Source organism: Dielma fastidiosa, assembly GCF_003475485.1.
In the GTDB taxonomy this organism is placed as follows: domain Bacteria; phylum Bacillota_I; class Bacilli_A; order Erysipelotrichales; family Erysipelotrichaceae; genus Dielma; species Dielma fastidiosa.
Map to the genome: position 1 here is coordinate 1 of NZ_QRQL01000002.1, position 18,084 is coordinate 18,084.

At 36.5% G+C, this 18,084-nt stretch carries 20 protein-coding genes; 9 read left to right on the top strand and 11 right to left on the bottom strand.

Annotated elements, in window-relative coordinates; translation table 11 throughout:
* Positions 1-276: 276 nt before the first annotated feature.
* From DWZ33_RS04595 to DWZ33_RS04615, 5 genes are all read right to left on the bottom strand, one after another.
* The gene (locus tag DWZ33_RS04595; RefSeq protein WP_118453953.1) at positions 277-1,659 is read right to left on the bottom strand and encodes a PTS transporter subunit EIIC; all 1,383 of its coding nucleotides are present in this window, start codon (positions 1,657-1,659) and stop codon (positions 277-279) included.
* Between the two features lie 114 nt (positions 1,660-1,773).
* Entirely contained in the window at positions 1,774-2,268 is a 495-nt protein-coding gene (locus DWZ33_RS04600) for a PTS sugar transporter subunit IIA (RefSeq protein ID WP_182425520.1), read from the bottom strand.
* Between the two features lies 1 nt (position 2,269).
* Positions 2,270-3,160 carry a 4Fe-4S dicluster domain-containing protein gene (locus tag DWZ33_RS04605; RefSeq protein ID WP_118453955.1) on the bottom strand — a complete coding sequence of 297 codons (891 nt, stop codon included), beginning with the start codon at positions 3,158-3,160 and terminating at the stop codon, positions 2,270-2,272.
* On the bottom strand, positions 3,157-4,017 hold the full coding sequence (locus tag DWZ33_RS04610) for a PRD domain-containing protein (RefSeq protein WP_118453956.1): 861 nt from the start codon (positions 4,015-4,017) through the stop codon (positions 3,157-3,159). Before DWZ33_RS04610 ends, DWZ33_RS04605 begins: the two co-directional genes overlap by 4 nt.
* A 200-nt stretch (positions 4,018-4,217) precedes the next feature.
* Entirely contained in the window at positions 4,218-4,745 is a 528-nt protein-coding gene (locus DWZ33_RS04615) for a DUF402 domain-containing protein (RefSeq protein WP_022936905.1), read from the bottom strand.
* A 100-nt stretch (positions 4,746-4,845) separates the two neighbouring features.
* On the opposite strand from DWZ33_RS04615, the gene DWZ33_RS04620 reads away from it, so the two are divergent.
* From DWZ33_RS04620 to DWZ33_RS04630, 3 genes are all read left to right on the top strand, one after another.
* Positions 4,846-5,031 (top strand): hypothetical protein, encoded by a 186-nt coding sequence (locus tag DWZ33_RS04620; RefSeq protein WP_022936906.1) that lies wholly within the window; start codon positions 4,846-4,848, stop codon positions 5,029-5,031.
* Between the two features lie 3 nt (positions 5,032-5,034).
* The gene (locus DWZ33_RS04625; RefSeq protein ID WP_182425522.1) at positions 5,035-5,307 is read left to right on the top strand and encodes a spore coat protein; all 273 of its coding nucleotides are present in this window, start codon (positions 5,035-5,037) and stop codon (positions 5,305-5,307) included.
* Between the two features lie 94 nt (positions 5,308-5,401).
* Positions 5,402-5,857, top strand: coding sequence for a GAF domain-containing protein (locus DWZ33_RS04630; protein WP_022936908.1), 456 nt, complete (start codon positions 5,402-5,404; stop codon positions 5,855-5,857).
* A 41-nt stretch (positions 5,858-5,898) separates the two neighbouring features.
* Here DWZ33_RS04630 and DWZ33_RS04635 read toward each other — a convergent pair whose 3' ends face one another.
* Genes DWZ33_RS04635 through DWZ33_RS04645 form a run of 3 tightly spaced genes read right to left on the bottom strand, consistent with a single transcriptional unit; the run spans position 5,899 to position 8,113 of the window.
* Complete coding sequence (locus tag DWZ33_RS04635) at positions 5,899-6,681, bottom strand: AAC(3) family N-acetyltransferase (RefSeq protein ID WP_022936909.1); 783 nt, start codon at positions 6,679-6,681, stop codon at positions 5,899-5,901.
* A 42-nt stretch (positions 6,682-6,723) separates the two neighbouring features.
* Positions 6,724-7,185 (bottom strand): phosphatidylglycerophosphatase A family protein, encoded by a 462-nt coding sequence (locus DWZ33_RS04640; protein WP_022936910.1) that lies wholly within the window; start codon positions 7,183-7,185, stop codon positions 6,724-6,726.
* On the bottom strand, positions 7,166-8,113 hold the full coding sequence (locus DWZ33_RS04645) for a PfkB family carbohydrate kinase (protein WP_118453957.1): 948 nt from the start codon (positions 8,111-8,113) through the stop codon (positions 7,166-7,168). The genes DWZ33_RS04640 and DWZ33_RS04645 overlap by 20 nt, the downstream gene beginning before the upstream one ends.
* Before the next feature lie 122 nt (positions 8,114-8,235).
* On the opposite strand from DWZ33_RS04645, the gene DWZ33_RS04650 reads away from it, so the two are divergent.
* The 4 genes from DWZ33_RS04650 (at position 8,236) to DWZ33_RS04665 (ending at position 12,775) form a co-directional block, all read left to right on the top strand.
* Positions 8,236-9,732: a carboxypeptidase M32 gene (locus tag DWZ33_RS04650; RefSeq protein ID WP_118453958.1), complete on the top strand. Its 1,497-nt coding sequence runs from the start codon at positions 8,236-8,238 to the stop codon at positions 9,730-9,732.
* A gap of 162 nt (positions 9,733-9,894) precedes the next feature.
* Complete coding sequence (locus DWZ33_RS04655; protein WP_118453959.1) at positions 9,895-11,133, top strand: helix-turn-helix domain-containing protein; 1,239 nt, start codon at positions 9,895-9,897, stop codon at positions 11,131-11,133.
* A 459-nt stretch (positions 11,134-11,592) separates the two neighbouring features.
* Entirely contained in the window at positions 11,593-12,282 is a 690-nt protein-coding gene (locus tag DWZ33_RS04660; RefSeq protein ID WP_118453960.1) for an NADH-quinone oxidoreductase subunit H, read from the top strand.
* Positions 12,283-12,310: 28 nt separating this feature from the next.
* Positions 12,311-12,775: a hypothetical protein gene (locus tag DWZ33_RS04665; protein WP_118453961.1), complete on the top strand. Its 465-nt coding sequence runs from the start codon at positions 12,311-12,313 to the stop codon at positions 12,773-12,775.
* 180 nt (positions 12,776-12,955) lie between these two features.
* Here the strand turns inward: DWZ33_RS04665 and DWZ33_RS04670 are convergent, their stop codons facing one another.
* Complete coding sequence (locus tag DWZ33_RS04670; RefSeq protein WP_118453962.1) at positions 12,956-13,759, bottom strand: MBL fold metallo-hydrolase; 804 nt, start codon at positions 13,757-13,759, stop codon at positions 12,956-12,958.
* Between the two features lie 74 nt (positions 13,760-13,833).
* On the opposite strand from DWZ33_RS04670, the gene DWZ33_RS04675 reads away from it, so the two are divergent.
* Entirely contained in the window at positions 13,834-14,463 is a 630-nt protein-coding gene (locus DWZ33_RS04675) for a 4'-phosphopantetheinyl transferase family protein (protein ID WP_182425524.1), read from the top strand.
* Positions 14,464-14,635: 172 nt separating this feature from the next.
* On the opposite strand, the gene buk is transcribed toward DWZ33_RS04675, so the two are convergent.
* Both buk and DWZ33_RS04685 read right to left on the bottom strand, forming a co-directional pair.
* Positions 14,636-15,778, bottom strand: coding sequence for a butyrate kinase (gene buk, locus DWZ33_RS04680; protein WP_118453964.1), 1,143 nt, complete (start codon positions 15,776-15,778; stop codon positions 14,636-14,638).
* 2 nt (positions 15,779-15,780) lie between these two features.
* On the bottom strand, positions 15,781-16,023 hold the full coding sequence (locus DWZ33_RS04685; protein ID WP_022936916.1) for an acyl carrier protein: 243 nt from the start codon (positions 16,021-16,023) through the stop codon (positions 15,781-15,783).
* Positions 16,024-16,334: 311 nt separating this feature from the next.
* On the opposite strand from DWZ33_RS04685, the gene DWZ33_RS04690 reads away from it, so the two are divergent.
* Positions 16,335-17,864, top strand: a complete 1,530-nt coding sequence (locus DWZ33_RS04690) for a PucR family transcriptional regulator (protein ID WP_182425526.1) — start codon at positions 16,335-16,337, stop codon at positions 17,862-17,864.
* Positions 17,865-18,084: the final 220 nt, after the last annotated feature.

An 18,084-nucleotide genomic window follows, 5' to 3' on the forward strand; every position in this document is an offset into this window, starting at 1 on the left:
TTAAGAACTTTTTTCTTGTGTGACCCGCTTCCTGAGTGCCTGTATATAATACCAAAACCCTTCCCCCATGTCAACATTATTTTTTACTTTTTTTAAATAATTATTTCAAATTAAAATTACCCTCTTTTTCATAGGTTTAAAACATCTCATACATACATGACTTATCCTATATATAAGAACAGATCGCTGTCTCTATATATTAAATAAGATCTCTCATTATATAACGCTGACGTTTTATCTTTCTGAGAGATCTATCTATTATATATTAATTATATATTAATCCACTTCACCTGGTTTGATCATAATCCATGCGACTGCAAAGGCGACCGCAAATGAGAGGATAACCGTAATACACGCATTAAACAGATTCATTGGATTTTCTAAACTGATAAACACCGGCAATGTCGGCAAGCCAGGTGCTCCTTTCGCAAAACGTACAACATGTGTAATGCCAGCATAGAAGCCGCCAACACCACCGCCGATTACTGTCGCAATCAATGACTTTTTATTCTTCGCTGTAAAACCATATAATGCCGGTTCAGTAATTCCACATAATGCGGTAACACCTGCCGTAAATGCTAATGGCTTTACCTTTTCATCTTTTGATTTAAAAGAAAGCACTAAGGTTGATGCACCTTGCGCAATATTGCTTGCAAGCATACCTGTACCTAATAAAGAACTGTATCCAATTTGTGCTATCTGCATGGTTTCTAATGTACCTACAGCACGATGCATTCCTACAAAGACTAAAAATGGTGAAACAGCACCTACAATCATCGGTACTAAGAATGGTACGGAAGCATCAATGGCCGCAAAAACATTCATCAGCCAATCACCAAGAACAGCACCAATCGGCCCCAGCAGCAGCAAACCTACCGGAAACGTAATCAACAGTGTCAGCATGGGCTCCATGATCGCTTTAATGACTTTAGGTGAGATTCGTCGTGCAAAACGTTCTACATAAGACATAAACCAAACCGTCAGGATTGTTGGAAAAACGGTCGATGAATAATTATATAAAACTACCGGAATCCCAAAGAACGAAATAGCTTCCCCAGCGCTTACCATGCCAGTATATGTCGGGTGAACAAACATCGCCGCAATAGCTGCCGCAATATATTTATTACAGCCAAAATAGGTAGCCGCTGTTACCCCTAAATAAATTGGCAGGAAATAGAAAATAGTATCCGAAACATAATTTATAATAATATATTCCTGTGAAGTCTTTGCCAAGCCGAATACCGCAACTAAAATAGCCAGTACCGCTTTAATCATACCTGCCGCTGTAAAAGCGGGAACTAACGGTGTAAACATACTGCTGCACGCATCAAAAAATTTACCGACAACAGCATTCTTTTTCTTCTTATTTGATTGAGTATCAGTTGACTTTGTTTCATTGACACTCATTGACGAATTAGCCATTTCTACCAGCTGGCTGACAACACTATATAATTCTGGTGCATCACTGCCGATGATGATCTGTGTTTGAGCTCCCACCTTCATTACCTTAATTACTTCCGGAACACTCAGCAATGCTTCCTCATTCACCTGTCCCTGATCAATCAGCGTCAGCCGCAGCCTAGTTGCGCAATGCGATACCGCTTTAATATTTGATGCTCCTCCTACAAACTCAATACACTTTTCAGCAAGTTCTTTCATAACTTTCTCCTTTGCAATTTTTAAATAAGATAAAACTAATCTAAAGCAATGGGCTTGTTAATCCCCGATACTGATCTTGCCTACTGAAAGTAACAATTCTGGTTATCCATAACACTATTTCATGATCCTGATTAATTCATCGCTCGCTTCAACAACCTCCTTTTGTGTACATGCCACACCTTGAAAACACTTTGTATTAGATACAATTACAATAACATCATCAAGATAGCCTGCCGCCTTAATTTTAGCGGTCGAAAAGCTCATTAAGCGATCTCCCTGTTTCACGCTTTCACCTTTTTCCACCATCATATTAAAACCTTCACCAGCCATCATAACGGTATCTAAACCAACATGGATTAATAATTCAATTCCATCATTGCTTATTAACCCTATGGCATGCTTAGTCTCTGTAACTAAAACCACCCGGCCGTCAAAAGGAGCATAAATCGTTTCCTCCATCGGTGAGATGACACAGCCTTCTCCCAATAATCTTTCTGAAAACACGCCATCCTTCAGCCCTTCCAACGGTTTCACATAACCGGCAGCCGGAGCACTTACAGTCATTGCATAATTTTCCTTTTTTTTAAAAACATCCTTAAATATTCCCATCTTAATCACCTGCCTTATGATATATGCCCTTAGGATAATCTGGCTCAACAGACACTGTAAACCAATCATTAATACGCTTGATTTCTGCGCATGGCATTAGCTGCTGAGGACGCTGTGCCAACCGATAAAAACAAGGAAAAACAATTTCAACCATGGCACATTTTTTATCTTCAAGTTGATTCTGCAAAGCCTGTTTCAAATCATTTTCCAAATCAATCATCTGTGCTGGTGTCCGTACACCATTGCGGCTGGCAAAAGAAACCGCATCACTTTTACTGACAGCTTCTAATATATGACTGCCGCCATTAAGCAATTTTGTGATTTCAGCATCTGACTCAAACCAATTTAACGTATTAATAATTGTAACCCTTTCATTTTCCAATGAGCGATACCGTTCTTCATTTAATGCCGTAGTATGCTGCTTGCTGCTAGCACATATTATAATCACTACTTTATCTGGATTGGCACGTTTATAATTTAACCCATCAATATAAAATTGTTCATCAGTATAGTCATGAGTCTCCACATGCAAATTTACATCCGATGCTTTCTTTTTAAATAACACTGTTCGATCAGCAATATCTAATTCCATAATTACATCAGCTAATGCTTTACTTAAAGAACCGAGACTGCAGCCAGCATGCGGAGGTATTTCCTTTTTATTAATTAAGTCATAGCCATTTACTCTCTTTGGGATATGAATCGCACCTGCTGTACACATCAGTTCACAGAGTCCGCATTCTATGCATGCCATTTCATTATTAAACTGTATATAACGCACACCCCGCTCATTCACATCATTTTCTTTTGATAAAACCAAAAGCTGACGGGGACAGAATTCAAGGCAGTTTCCACATCCAGTACATTGCTTTTTATTTAAGTTCGCACTCATTGCTTATCACCTCGTTGAATGGATTTCAGCATATTATTAATATGAACAGCTAAGTATCCTTTTTCTTCTTCATTAATTACCACATGAAATTCATCAGCTATTGTTTGAACATTCTTTTCAACACAACCCTCTAATTCAGGATGCTCTTTAATAAATATCTTATATAGCGAAGAATTCCCCTCAGATGAAAAATTACCATCATGAATGCGGGCTGCCAAAAAGCTTAAATGAGTCAAAAAACGCGTGTAATATAATGAAGAGCGATCTAATTTAACGTTTAGATATTCTTCTATATCGCTGATAATTCTTTCCTGAAATAAGAGCCGGTACTTCGTATCACTGCGAAAGGTATTCCCTTGTGAACTGATATAATGAAGAACGATATACCCTGCTTCATCTTCACTTAACGAGACACCAGTTTCTCTTTCAACAATTCCCAACCCTGCCTTTGCAATCATAAATTCTTTTGGATAAATATTTTTAACTTCCTGAATGATGTCCAAAGGTAATTCAAAACCATCCTTCTTATTTGCCACCGCATTAGAGATATGATCAGATAAGCTGATCATCATCATATCATTGACTTTAACCTCAAGCCGCGATTCAAATAAGCTGATAATTTCAGATGCAATATCAATATAGATCGGATTTATATCTTCAACTAAATTGGATAGATAATTCTTTTCTTTCGGATCAGCTGCCGCAAATACCTTAAGCACTTGAGCCGCTTCCACAAGATCACCGCTCTTTTTGCCGAAGCCAATGGCTTTGCCGAAAAGAATTATCTCATTTTGATCCTCATCCTGTGAAAACACTACATTGTTGTTAATCAATTTTGTGATTTGATAATTATTCATATCATTTACCCCTTTGTCATTAAAAGAACATAAAAAGACCAGTACATAATGACGTTCATCATTAGATACTGATCTTGCCTTCTTCAGTTACAATTCTGGATATCTGCCTTTATTATATAATAAATGAAACCGTTGTCAATTAAAAATTAACTTTATATCAAGGAATATTCTGACAGTTATATTAAAATAAAAGCTACTTATTATTGAGTAGCTTTCAAATATACATCATACAGTTTCATTATTTCTTTATGATCAAAGGGTGAACGCTGATGTTCAATATCATCCATCAATTCTGTCAGTCCTGACTCAATTGCCTTTTTTAATTTAGGACTGTACCCCATTTCTTCACCATGCTCTTCATACTCATCTTCATCAAGCAAAATCGTTTTACCCAGCGGATTTACCTTCACATCAAGATCATAATCAATATTTTTCAGTGCTTCGCCGTCATAAATACTAGGTGAAGCCAGATTACAATAATAGAAGATTCCTGTTTTTCTTATCATACAGATTACATTATACCATTTATCCGGATAGAAGAAACAAATCGCCGGTTCACGGGTGATCCATTTTCTGCCATCGGCTTCGCTGACCCAAGTCTTATTTGTGACAGCGACTATACGCTTGTTGTTTGATTCGATTACAAAGCCTTTAGCCCAAGTTCGGTGAAGAGATCCATCATGCTTAAAACTCTGAATATAAATTGATTCATACAATGAAGGAAGCATAATTTTTCACCTCTGGTTATTTATTATACCAAAATATTGTCTTTTATTGAATACCCAAGTTAAAAAGCGAGCATATTAGTCATGTAAGGAGGTCGTAATTATGACATTAACACCCAAGGACTGTCTTTATATTGAAGACTCAATTAACGCTTCTGTATTATTAAATAAACAGCTTAACTGTGAGATGGAAAAGCTGGAAGATGAACAGGCTAAAGAGCTTGTATCAAAAGTCTGCACAGTTTTAAAAGAACAGGCTGAAGAATTATTAAAGGTTATGGAGGGTTAAATGATGGCTCAGCAAAATAAAGATCAAGATATTATTAATTGCATGCTTATTTCTTTAAAGCATTTAAAAGCATTATTCAATACTTTCTCACAGGAAGCCGGAACTTGCGAGTTGTATGAAAAGGTTGATTCAATTTATGAGACCATTTCTGAATTACAGCGTGAAACTTATGATTTCATGATTGAACAGAATTGGATGCAGGTAGAAGCTCAGGCTGAAGCTAAGATTGAGAAAGCCGCTAAAAAGCTTCAAAAACAAGTATCAAGCATGGCATAATCCAATCAGCAGAAATTCTGCTGATTTTTTAATTTCATATTTTTTAATTCTAAATTGCGATTTCATGCTATTATACTAAATATGGAGGGAACGTATGAAAGAAACATTTTATCATGAATTAGCGATGCAGCTGCGTGCATTGATTGAAGATGAGAGTGATAAACTGGCTGTATTGTCAAATGCTTCAGCTTGTTTAAATGATGCGCTGACAGATATTAACTGGGTTGGCTTTTATTTATATAAAAATGGTGAGCTTGTGCTTGGCCCTTTTCAGGGAAAAGTAGCCTGTACCCATATTCCATTAGGTAAAGGAGTATGCGGAACAGCCGCTTTAAGCGGTCATATTCAGCGGGTTGCCGATGTTCATCAATTTCAAGGTCATATCGCCTGTGACAGTGCCAGCAATTCAGAGATTGTTGTGCCATTGATTAAAAATCAGCTGCTGATGGGGGTTCTCGATATTGATTCCGCGTCACTGAATCGTTTCGATGAAAGTGATGAAAAGGGTCTGAAGCAGATTGCCGAAATTATAACAGAATTTGGATTCTAACATAAAGCGTACAGTTAGTTTAGACTGTACGCTTTATTTCTTTATTTATTATTAATATTCAAATAAGCCGAAGCACTGCTGATAGCCTCTCTTGCGGAAAATAAGCGGCATGTCGTATTGCCTACCTCAAGTATTTTAACGACTCCGCGCTCTTCCATATTGGCACCAATGGCTTTATATGAACTGGTATTCATCTCTTTATCAAGCATTTTAATCCAATGGATATTGCCGCCCTTTTCAATAGGATAAGTTAAGATCCTAATTGGGCAGGCACGATTGTTGTATTGAGCCAGATCAAACATCTCGCATTTATCATAATTCATACCGGCTAAGAGTACAAAACCATTTAAGTCAACGATCTTGCTTAACGGTGAATCTTTTGATAACCCAAAGTGCAGCGGATGCTTTTCCACAATCAGCTTGGCATATTTGCCCCATGCCAGAAAAGAATAAGCCGGATGATTGCTGCGCAGCACAGCTTCATTGCGCATGAATTGAACGGTAACTTCACCCATATTCACCGGTGTACTGAGCCTTTTATTAAACGGCAGGATCGCCTGTCTGATTTCCGGCCAGCATGCTCTTGGCACCGTTCCACTTTTATACATTGAGGGATCAGATAAATTTCTGGTAAAGGCCGGCATAACGATTGTCCCATCATAGGTGACCGTTTCCATCAAGGCATCTATAATTGCCTGAGCCCCGCCGACTACCCAGCCAAACGGACGCAGTGAGGACTGCACAAAAACAAGCATCCCCTTACGAATACCCATTTGCGCAAATGCCATTTTTAAATCATCCTTGGTTAATACCCCGTTATCCATGATCCACCTCATCAGTTATATAGCTTATTATACACTATTTTATTAATGATGGCTATGTGCCAATTTACTTGCAGCCGAAGCCGCGATAGCACCGACAATATCATCGAGGAATGTATTGCATACCTCATGGTGCTCATTCAATTTGCCGATTATACCTGGTTTTACTTTATCTATATAGCCATAATTCGTTAAGGCAATCGATCCATATAAATTACAAATCCCATATGCCAGCACCTCATCTATGCCATACAAGCCTTCATCACGCATTAATATATCCTTTAATTCAGGATCACACATATCAGTCTCAGCACTTTTATCTAAAAACAAACCAGTGATGATCGCATGCTGAACCTCACGTTTTTCAATCACACCCTTTACTGCTTTTTCGGCTAATTCCATAGTCAGATCCGGGTAATACTTCCCTTGCAGATAGAGTACACATTCCGCAATATCACTCAATGCCACACCTCGTTCATTTAATAAGTCAATACATTTCTGATACATAAACTGCCTCCTTAATCGTTTCTATCTGATAAGCTGCAAGCTTTTCAATAATTTTTTCTTCATTTAAAACAAATGTTTTCTCATGCTTCTTTTCATTTTCAAGAAGCAACGCACAAAGTGCGTATTCCAATGCTTTTTCAATCGGCATATGCTGAAGCATTTTAGTCAAAAAAGCGCTCAATACAATTTCATAGGCTGAAGTCTGATCCAAGACTTTGCATTTTGGACTGACAGCCTGAATAATACACTGAGAATCAGCATAATAGATACCGTTTTCACCTGCAATCAGCAAGAGTGAGCGCAGATGCAGCTGATCAAGCATAATTCTTATTGTATGATGCAGATTGTCAACCGGCAGCTTTAAGTCTTCACTCAGCATTCGCTCATTGAACTGCACGCCTTGAAACAGCGGCAGAATATTAATTAGCGGCTGAATACTTTTATCCGCAACCGGCAGCAGCCATGTCTGTGCATGCTGATGAGCGATAAACTGCAGCTGATCAACCGTAAGATTATTGTCTGCAATAAATGTATCATCATAAGTAAAATCCTGCATCGTCGTATAAAGATACAGATGATCGATCGCATTCAGCACACCGGCATCCAGCATTGATGAAACCGGCTGATCAAATTCATCACACAAAACTAAAAGACCAGATGTTTTATCAGAGGGCAGCTGTTTCACATAACTGATATCAATTCCTTTAGCAATTGCATCTTCCATCAGAACTTTGCCTGTCATATCCAAACCGCACGCACTGACAAGGATCGCATGATGACCTAAGGCGGCTAGTTTTTCCGCTGCATTTCTCGCTACTCCGCCAGCCTGCCCGCGCAGACGGATCGGCTGATTCATGCCCTCGCTCTTCTGATAAGGGATGGCCCGCAAATCATAAATCATCGCACCTATTAAGACAAAACGCTCCATATTTTTCCGGCTCACTTTCTGATAGGTTTATTATACAACAAAGTATCTTAGAATGTTTGTTTAATTCCCAACTTTGCGTTAAAATAAAGAGGACTAGTAACATTGTTCAAAGGAGGACGCTGATGAATAAAGAAGAAGCTTTAAGCTTTTTAAAAGCTTATGAAGAAAAAACAAATGCATATCATCTGGCATTATCAACAATGTCGTTTGATATGGCTACGATTGCTCCAAAGGATGGCGCTGATTACCGTATTAAAATGATGTCAATTCTTGAGGGTGAATACCTGACATACAGCACTGATCCAGAGAATATGAAAAGAATTGAAGCAATGGCGGATATGGAGCTTGATGAATTAAGTGCCAAAGCTGTTAAACAGCATTTAATGCAGTTAAAGGAAATCCGCATGATTCCAAAGGATGTATACATGGATTATCAAGAATTGCTTGGCAAAAGTAATGTTCTTTGGGAAGAATGTAAAAAGAACAGTGATTGGGAAGGCTATAAAAAAATGCTGGCTGACGTAATTACTGCTACCCGCAGTTATACTGACTACTATCACGGTGATTTGAGCTGTTATGATGCTCTGCTTGACCGCAATGAGCCCGGTATGAATATTGAAAAATATGACGCGTTCTTTAAAAATATTAAAGATCGCCTGCTGCCTTTCATTAAAAAAGTGCAGGCCGCTAATCAGATTGACACCTCGGTTTTAAAGCAGCATTATCCGCAAGAGGATCAGGAAAAAGTTATGGAGGATTTGAAGAAATTCATGAACTTTGACCCTAACCGCTGTTATATGGGGGTTTCTGTTCATCCGTTTACATCACCTTTTTCATTAAAGGATGTGCGTCTGACAACTGCTTATCGTGAAAATGCACTGACATCAAGCATTTTCTCAATCATTCACGAATATGGTCATGCACAGTATATGCTGCATGTAGATGAAAAGCTGGAAGGATCGATTCTTGCCGGTAATATGAGCAATGGCATGCATGAATCTCAGTCCCGCTTATTAGAAAACTTTATCGCCCGTACTAAAGCTTTCTGGTCATGCAATTATGAAACATTGAAAAATCGCTTCCCACAACAGTTAAAGAATGTGTCAATTGATGAATTCGTTTTGATGATTAACGCTTCCTCAGCTTCCTTTATCCGTACAGAAGCCGATGAGCTGACTTATCCGCTGCATATTCTGATTCGTTATGAATTGGAAAAACAGTTGTTTAATGGTGAGGTTGACTTTGAACATCTTGATCAGTTATGGGCAGATAAATATGAAGAATATTTGGGAATTCGTCCGCAGAATGCAGCGGAAGGTATTCTTCAGGATGTTCACTGGCCGCAGGGTTTATTCGGTTATTTCCCTACCTATGCACTCGGTACCGCTTATGCCGCACAATTCTATCAGGCTATGTGCCGTGACATAGATGTAGAAGCAGCACTGACAAATAATGAATTCAGTAAGATTACAGACTGGCTGACAAAAAATATTCATCAGTATGGCAGCAGTAAAAATGCCGATGAGCTGCTTCGTGATGTCTGTCATCAGGAGTTTGATTCCAATATTTATATTGATTATTTGATTGATAAATACTCCAAACTTTATAATTTGGACTAATGAAAACAACAGAATAAATATTTAAATAAGAAAGTTTGAATTAAGTAAATTCAGACTTTTTTTATGATTGCAACAAATTGTTGCTTGAATTTGATTCAGCATAACCAAAAATATTGAGAGCATAATTTGATATGCTATAATAATTATAAAGGGGGGAGAAGAATGAAAAAACATTATGGAAAATATTTATCTTATATCATAAAAAGTGAAAGAAAAAAACAGGAGCTTTCACAAGATCAGTTATCAGCACTATGCAACATTTCTAAAAGTTATTTAAGTAAAATAGAAAATGCTGATGATTTTTCAAATGAATATATCATTGAAATCCTATTAAATAAGCTAGGTATACACTTTATTTATGATATGGATGAATTGAGTGAATTAGATTGTTTATTAGATGAATTTTATTATTCACAAGTCTATTATAACGATAATGCCAACGACAATTATCTTAAGGTTTTAAGTTATAAGAATGACTATATAAACTCAATATTAATCACTAAATTTCTGGTTTATACATATGCTTGGTTAGTTACTCATAATCAATCTGTTGATGATATTGAAAGTAAGCTTGAAAATGAACTTTTTAATTATCTGCCGCCATCGAATGAATTAATGCAAATTTACTTAGACTATAAAGGCGTGCATCAGAAGAATAATAGCAATTTTGAAGAAGCCATTTGTCTTTTCAAGAAAGCTTTGAAATTAGGTGCTAATAAAAACAGTTATGCTATGATATGTTACCATTTAGCTACTACCCTAATGATGAGCAGCAATTATTTGGAGGCTCTGCATTATAATGAAACTGCTTTAGAATATTTCATCAAGGAATTTAATTATAAACGGCAGTTGTTTGCTCAGGTCTATATAGCTGTTATCTATTCTTATTGTGCTTTATATGATAAAGCCGAGGATATTTATCAAAACTTGTTGTTAAATCCGCATTGTAGCAATGATGCTTTATTATGGAATACCATTCGATCCAATTCTGCATGGAATATGTGTTTACAGCATAAATATAATGAAGCACTCAATATATTATTTCCTGATGGAGAAAAAAACGAACTGTTGTTTGCCGAAGAATATTTCAATGTAGCTTGGTGTTATTATCGACTGAATCAATATGCGCCTGCGCTAAAATGGATAGATAGAGGATTGAAGGTTTCATTTGATGTCTACCAAACAAAAGTTAAACTGAAAACAATACAAGCTTTAATTCAAAATAAAGACGATATACAGGCAATTTATCATTATTTAATCAAAGAATATCATGAAATCAAGGATAATTTAAGCCAAGAGAATAAACGTTTCTATTTAGAATTGCTTGTAGAATTTTGCGAAAAAGCATATAAATATAAAGAAGCTTTACATTACTACCGGTTATTAGTTAACAAATATTAATAGGTTTCCAATTTCATTGTCAAAAGGACTGTTAAGTCAGTAATTTGAATGATGAATTGGAAACCTTTTTACTATCTTATATAAATAAATATAAGGTAAAATTATTATATAGATAGGAGTGATAATCTTGAGGATTAAAAAAATGATAATATTATTCATGCTTTTGTCAGTCAGTTATAACATGACTAGTTCTGTAAGGCATAGTACGCCGCCTTGTATATTCGATGAAACTGGTAAAGCGATTAATTCGCCATGTGAAATAATCGCTAATCCAACCGGAATTATTTATTTTCCGGATTAGCTTTAATTATTTATCAAAGAACTAACTTAGAAGGTAATAAAAATGGTTAATTAAATTGAGTGTAGCAATTACACTATTGTTTATAATAGTATGATTCTTACTATTAAACAAAAGAGTCAGAAAGGAAATGTAAATAAACTATTTGCAGGACAGAAATTATGAAACTCAAAAAAATCACAATGCTTTTATTATCTTCATTCTTATTTTTCGCAACAGCAACAAGCAATATTATTGCCTCCGAAAGTGATGATAATCCAGATGAAAACCCAACAGCTACTTGGACGGACGAACCATCTGAAAGAGCCATTGAGTTAATGGAAGAGGCGCGACAAAATCCCGTTTATGAATATCCTGAAGCAGCTTCTGAAATAGTAGATGGATATTTAAGAGAATATGGCAGCATGAAATTTACAACAAGTGAAATTAAAAACACATACAATTTTATTGGACAAGCTTCTTATCATAATGGTTCCACAAAACCCGAAGTCTTACAATATATGCAAGGCTCTACAACTACAACCACTTGGAATGTAAGTGGTACAATAGAAGGAAGTGCTGATATAAAACTTGCTTTTTTAAGTGAAATCAAAGCTAAACTAGGTGTAACTGTTGGTAGATCCACTACCACAACAAAGTCCTCTCAGGCTCTTGCAACTTTAACAGTTGATCCTGGCTATACAGGCTACATTGACGCTTATCATAAAGCAGTATATGCTGTTGGCTCTATTCCATATTGGGATTATGCTCCCGGTACTGTCAACGTAGAACGAAGTGGTTCAATCAATGTGAGTGGTTATGCTATTGTTCAAAACAGTATACACTTTGACTCGTATGAAAAAAAAGATTAAAATTTTGACTCTCTTATCGTGTCTGCTTATGAGTGGCTGTACTCAAGCGCCAGCAAAAAGCTATGATCTCGATGAAGTAAATAATGACTTACTGAATCATACATTTGAGACGGCTGATTTAGTTGATGTAGATTATTCCCTCATCAATGCTGCTGGAATCTATATTGGCGGACAGATGATCGATGAAAACCTTGAATCCTTTAATATGGACAGTCCTAAACAACAGCGTACTATTTTCTATACGATTGGTGAAGATAGCCGATGTTGTATCATCATTTCCGAATTATCACTAGATTCAAATAGCAAAGAAGTCGTTTCAGTATATTTGACAATGCTTTGGCCAGAAGCAGATGTGAAAAGCTACGAACATATCCGTTCTTCCCAAATTCAGATGGGTAATCTCTTATTTAATGTAACCATAGAGGGTGAAGATTGGTATCCAGCTGCATATTTCTTAGAAGAATTTGCCGATTACATCCGCGATTATAATTAATCAGCCATATATAAAGTAATTGCCGATGAACTGCTGCGTGATGTCTGTCATCAGGAGTTTGATTCCAATATTTATATTGATTATCTGATTGAGAAATACACTAAGCTTTATAATTTAGATTAATAAGAATAAAAGGAAAGTTTTGAATTATTAAATTCAGACTTTCCTTTTATTATATATTTATTTAACCAGAATCGCGGTTTTATTTTTTCTGCTTTCGTATATGAACATTTTCCCTCCATAATGTCTGTAAAACGGGTCCCGATAGCGATATGCGGATTGTTCATCATAGGCTTTTGCGCATTCTATGAATGCTTCGAAATTGTCACGGTTCAATACTTCCTTGCTATGTGATGTTAATATGTGCTCAAAAGGCAGTTCCGCTGTTTTTTCTAATACTTCAATATGCTTTTGAATCGCAGATGCTTCCGGAAAGTATAAACATACCATACTGCAGATTGAATCTCCTCCCAAAAGCAATTTTAAGGGTTCAATGTAGAAGCCAGTCATGCCCGGTGTGTGAGAAGGCAGCAAAACAGGTTTTATGACAATATCTCCTAGGTCTAATAAAGCCTCACAATCAAATGCCCTCTTGTTTTCCAAGCGGTAGCACATATAGCTGTTAAAATTAAAATCATCAGGCACTAAATTCCTTTGCTTAGCCTGCTGATAAATGATTTCCCGAATATCTGTTTGATTATAAAAACGATCTGCCAGACGATATTCATCAGGATTCATATAAACCTCATCAAATTGATAGTTGCCGCCGATATGATCAGCATGCCCATGTGTGTTGATTACCATCAGCGGTTTATCGGTAATGGCTTGAACTGTCTGCCTTAAATTGCCGATTCCCATCCCTGTATCAATCAATGCGGCACGCTTGCTTCCAACAATTAAAGTTACAAATACACCCATGGGATCTTCAATATGATAGACACATGTAAAAGGCTGATGGATTTTAAAATAAATCTGCTCGCTCATATTTACCTCCTTATGATACTGTGCGCTTTATTGTGCAGAGTTCAACTTTATGTTATATTTTAATCATGAACAACATGAACAAAACTGAAACTATCATCTACTGGATGAATACAGAATGCTTTAATGAAGCATCCAATTTTGAAAAAGGTTTAAACCAGCTTAATGAAGAAAGGCATACGATCACACTGGCGCTTAATCAAAGAGAAGATCAAAATTTATCACTGGCAGCAGGATTATTGCTTGATCTAGCGGTTGAAGCCAGCGGTTTTAAGGCAGACGTACTGCATGATCATGAAAATAAGCCTTATGTCTTAAATCATCCTGAGTTATTCATCAGCTGTACACATTGCCATCCATATGCTGCAGCTATTATTTCAAAACAACCGGTAGGAATTGACATTGAATCACAGCGTATAAATTTCAGCGATATTGAAAAACACTACTATTCTGATGAAGAAAAAAACTATCTTCAAAGCTTCAGCAATAATAATGATCGGCAAAAAGCCAGAACTGATTTATGGTGCCGAAAAGAATGTCTGATTAAGTTTGACCGCCTGCGTGATTTAAAAGCTTTATCAGGGCTGAAGCCGCCGCTTGGCTATCGATTTATTTCTCAGTTCATAGCTGGTTATTCTTTTGAAATTCTTATCCCCGACACCAGCTACAGCATTCAAGAAGTAACCATTCATGATTTTAAATTTTAAGCCAATCATACTCACGCAATATTGAATGACCTGGCAGGAAAGGATGAAGTATCACGCTTCACCTATTCTGTCAGGTTTTATTTATGCAACGAGAAAATCCCTCTGATATAAATAACATTTCATTGTTATTCAATTACGAGGGATTCAATCTAAAAGTCAACACTGCTGCACTTTACCCTTTATAATCTTTCAGAATTGGTGCTCCTTTACATTTAAAGCCGTTAAAGATTGGGATGCCGGTATACTCCTTAACCGGTTCAGCCTTGCTGAGCACACGGATTGCACCTGATGCCAGCCCCTCCATCTCATATTCTCCGGCCTGATCAATAATCGGAGCAATCCATTCAATGTATTTTCTAATTTGCTTTTTTAAGTAATCGTCTTTGGCAATGCCGCCGGTTAAAATAATCGCATCGACATGTCCCTCTAAAACCACTGAACAAGCGCCGATTTGTTTAGCGACTTGGTAAATAAACGCATTGTAAATTAATGCCGCATATTCATCGCCCGCTTCAATGCGCTTCACGATTTCCTGCACATCGGCAGTACCTAAGTGATCAGTAAAACCACCGCATTTTGAAATTCGATTTAATATTTCCTCCTGCGTATAAGCATTGCTGAAGCACATTTTCACAATTTCACTAGGCGGCACCCAACCAGAACGTGTCGGTGCCATCGGTCCATCACCTGAAAGACAGTCATTGCAGCAGATTAATTTGCCTTTGCAATGAGCTCCCACAGTAACTCCGCCGCCTAAATGAACACATATTAAATTAAGATCTTCATAATGCTTGTTGATTGACTGTGCGTAACGAATGCAGTTTTCCTTATGATTTAAAGGATGCCCACGGCTTTCTCTAAACAGCTCCTTAAAACCGGTAACCCGCTCATAGTCGCATAATTCATCGACATCAGGCGGATTTACCGTAAAACATTCACCGCCATATATCTTAGCCAGCTCGATGACAATTTGCGGCCCCAAAACATTGGGATGACGATTACTATTCAATGTCGTTTCATATAAAGTATTATTTTCAGTAATCCGGTACACACCACCGCTTAATCCCACAAGACCGCCGGCTCTCGCAGCAAAAGCATCAATGCCAGATAAATCTAAGTGATGATCGCTGATTGCATTCAGAATTGTTGCCGTTCGTTTTGGCAGCTGATCATGAATCGTTCTGCATGCCTGCAGTTCTTTAATATCATGATTCACATTCTCTTGAAAGATCTTCTGATCATTTTCAAATAATGCAATTTTTGTTGAGGTAGAACCTGGATTAACTACAAACACAACATATTTATTATTCCTCATAATTATAATTGATTAGCTAACCAATCCGCTGCTTCACCAAATGTCTTCTTTTTTTTCAGTTCCATAAAAGGTACCTCAATTTCAAAGGCATCTTCCAAGGCTGCCGAAAATTGAACGATGTTTGTCGACTTACAGTGTAAATCTTCTTCAAATCGAGTATCTGCCCCTAACGCCTTTTCATCCATACCAAACAGATTTGCTGCCTTTTTACATAACACTTGAATTGCTTCTTCCTTGATTGTCATATTTACTCCTCCTTTTGATCAATCATTTCATACTTATAATAATAAGTGGTTTAACATAAATCATTAGTCTAGAGTACAAAGCTATGCTATAATCTATAATGAAATAAGCCCCTTAAATATGAAAGTTTTGGTATCATCAGTTTAGCATATAATTTAAAATACAGATTTACATGGATTTATAATTGAAGAAAGGAGTCAATTTATCACACATATTTTTTTATGATAAATCGTGAGTAATTATGAACAACTACTGTGAACTTAACAATTTTCAACTTATTTTAAATTTTATTCAAAAGTGTGAAGAATTTAAAATGCTGAAGAAATCATCAGAGCTTAACCAAACCATCAACCGGATACGGATGATAACCGCACTGGATAAAACCTATGGACTCAAGTTTAATCAAGATACATTATATTTTATCAATGATAAAGATTTGACTTCCTTTGATTATCCAGATAATCTTCAATTTATCATTTTGAATACAGATAAAAGCCAATTACCGGCTATGCTGTGCGATCATGCTGCCCTGATTATACTGTGCAGTGATGAATCAGCCTTTATGAATCTGTATCAATATGCCGAAGAACTGAGAGAGACGGCGGAAAAAATGAATCATTTTATCCTGCAGCTGGCAAAGAATATCTCTGAGAATGCTTCTCTTGATGATATTGTTGCATCAATTTCTGAAATCTATCAAAGACCGATCAGTATTATTGATAATGCATATAGTGTCATGGCCTTTTCTTCCTTCTGTGAAACAGATACACATCTTATTAAGGAATACAGAAGAGGCTATCTGGATGAAGGGGCGGTTGCCATGCTTAATCGAATCAATTTCATGACGCCTTTATCAAAGAGCACTAAAATCCGCTATTATGATGTCGATGAAGAAGCAGGAGCTAATATACTGGGTTATTCCCGCAATAATTACAGTCTGATTTATGTCAACAATGTTGCTATGGCTGCTATCAGTGTCTTTGATAATTATGATATAAGTGACTGCATGCTTGCCTTTTTAGAACCTATTTCTTTTATGCTGAGCCTGCATCTGCAGAAGCAGAAGTTTTATATGCTGAATAAGGGTTCCTATTATAACCATTTATTATCGGTAATTACCTGTGGTGTTCCCTTTAATTCTGAAGTTATGGTCTCCCGTCTGCAGTCCTTAGGTTATACTGTTAAGCAATATTTGTATTTTATGGCTGTGGAATTAAATGCCAGCGATGGCAAAGATTTAAAAGCCGTTTCTTCAATAGCCGAATATGTAAAAAACATGATTGCTAATTCTATTTACTTGATTTTAAATAATCGGATTTTATTTCTTGTTTCAAGAGATGAACCTATCCAGCGCTCCAGCATCTTAAAATGGGAGAAATCAATTCGCAGTATTCATGTACTGCTTGGTATCAGCAATGCTTTTGAAGATTTAAATGCTTCTCAGCAATATATTCAGGAAGCAAATAGCGCTATTGAAATGGGTACTCAGATTCATCCGGAACAGTGTATTTATATTTTTGATGATTATCAGATCTATGCGGCCTCAAAATATTTATTAGAAGCCGGTAAATCAGAGCTGGTGCTATATCCGCCATTAATGAAGCTGATTGAGTATGATAAAAAGCATAAAACAAATCTAACCGAGACCCTTCAGGAATACCTCGTTAATCCGAAAAAGCCGCTTGAAGTATGCGATAAGTTATTTATTCATAAGAATACATTGTACTATCGTTTAGATAAGATAAGAAATATCATCGGGGCTGATTTTGAGTCAGTTGAACAAGTCACGAAAATCAATTTATCTTTAAAAATGCTGAAATATCGTGAAAAAAGCAATGGATAATAGAATAGAGTGCTTATCGTTCAGCTCACATATAAGTTTAATTCATTTTTAATTAGTCTGCATGCTTTTAAATTGCATATAATAAAGAGCCTAAGCCTAAGAATTCATTCATTATTCTATTTTTTATTGTGCTTGCGTACATAGGTAACGAACTATTCTTTATTTATAATTGAAGCTGTAAATAGTACATGATTCACATAAGAAGAAGCTATTATACCAA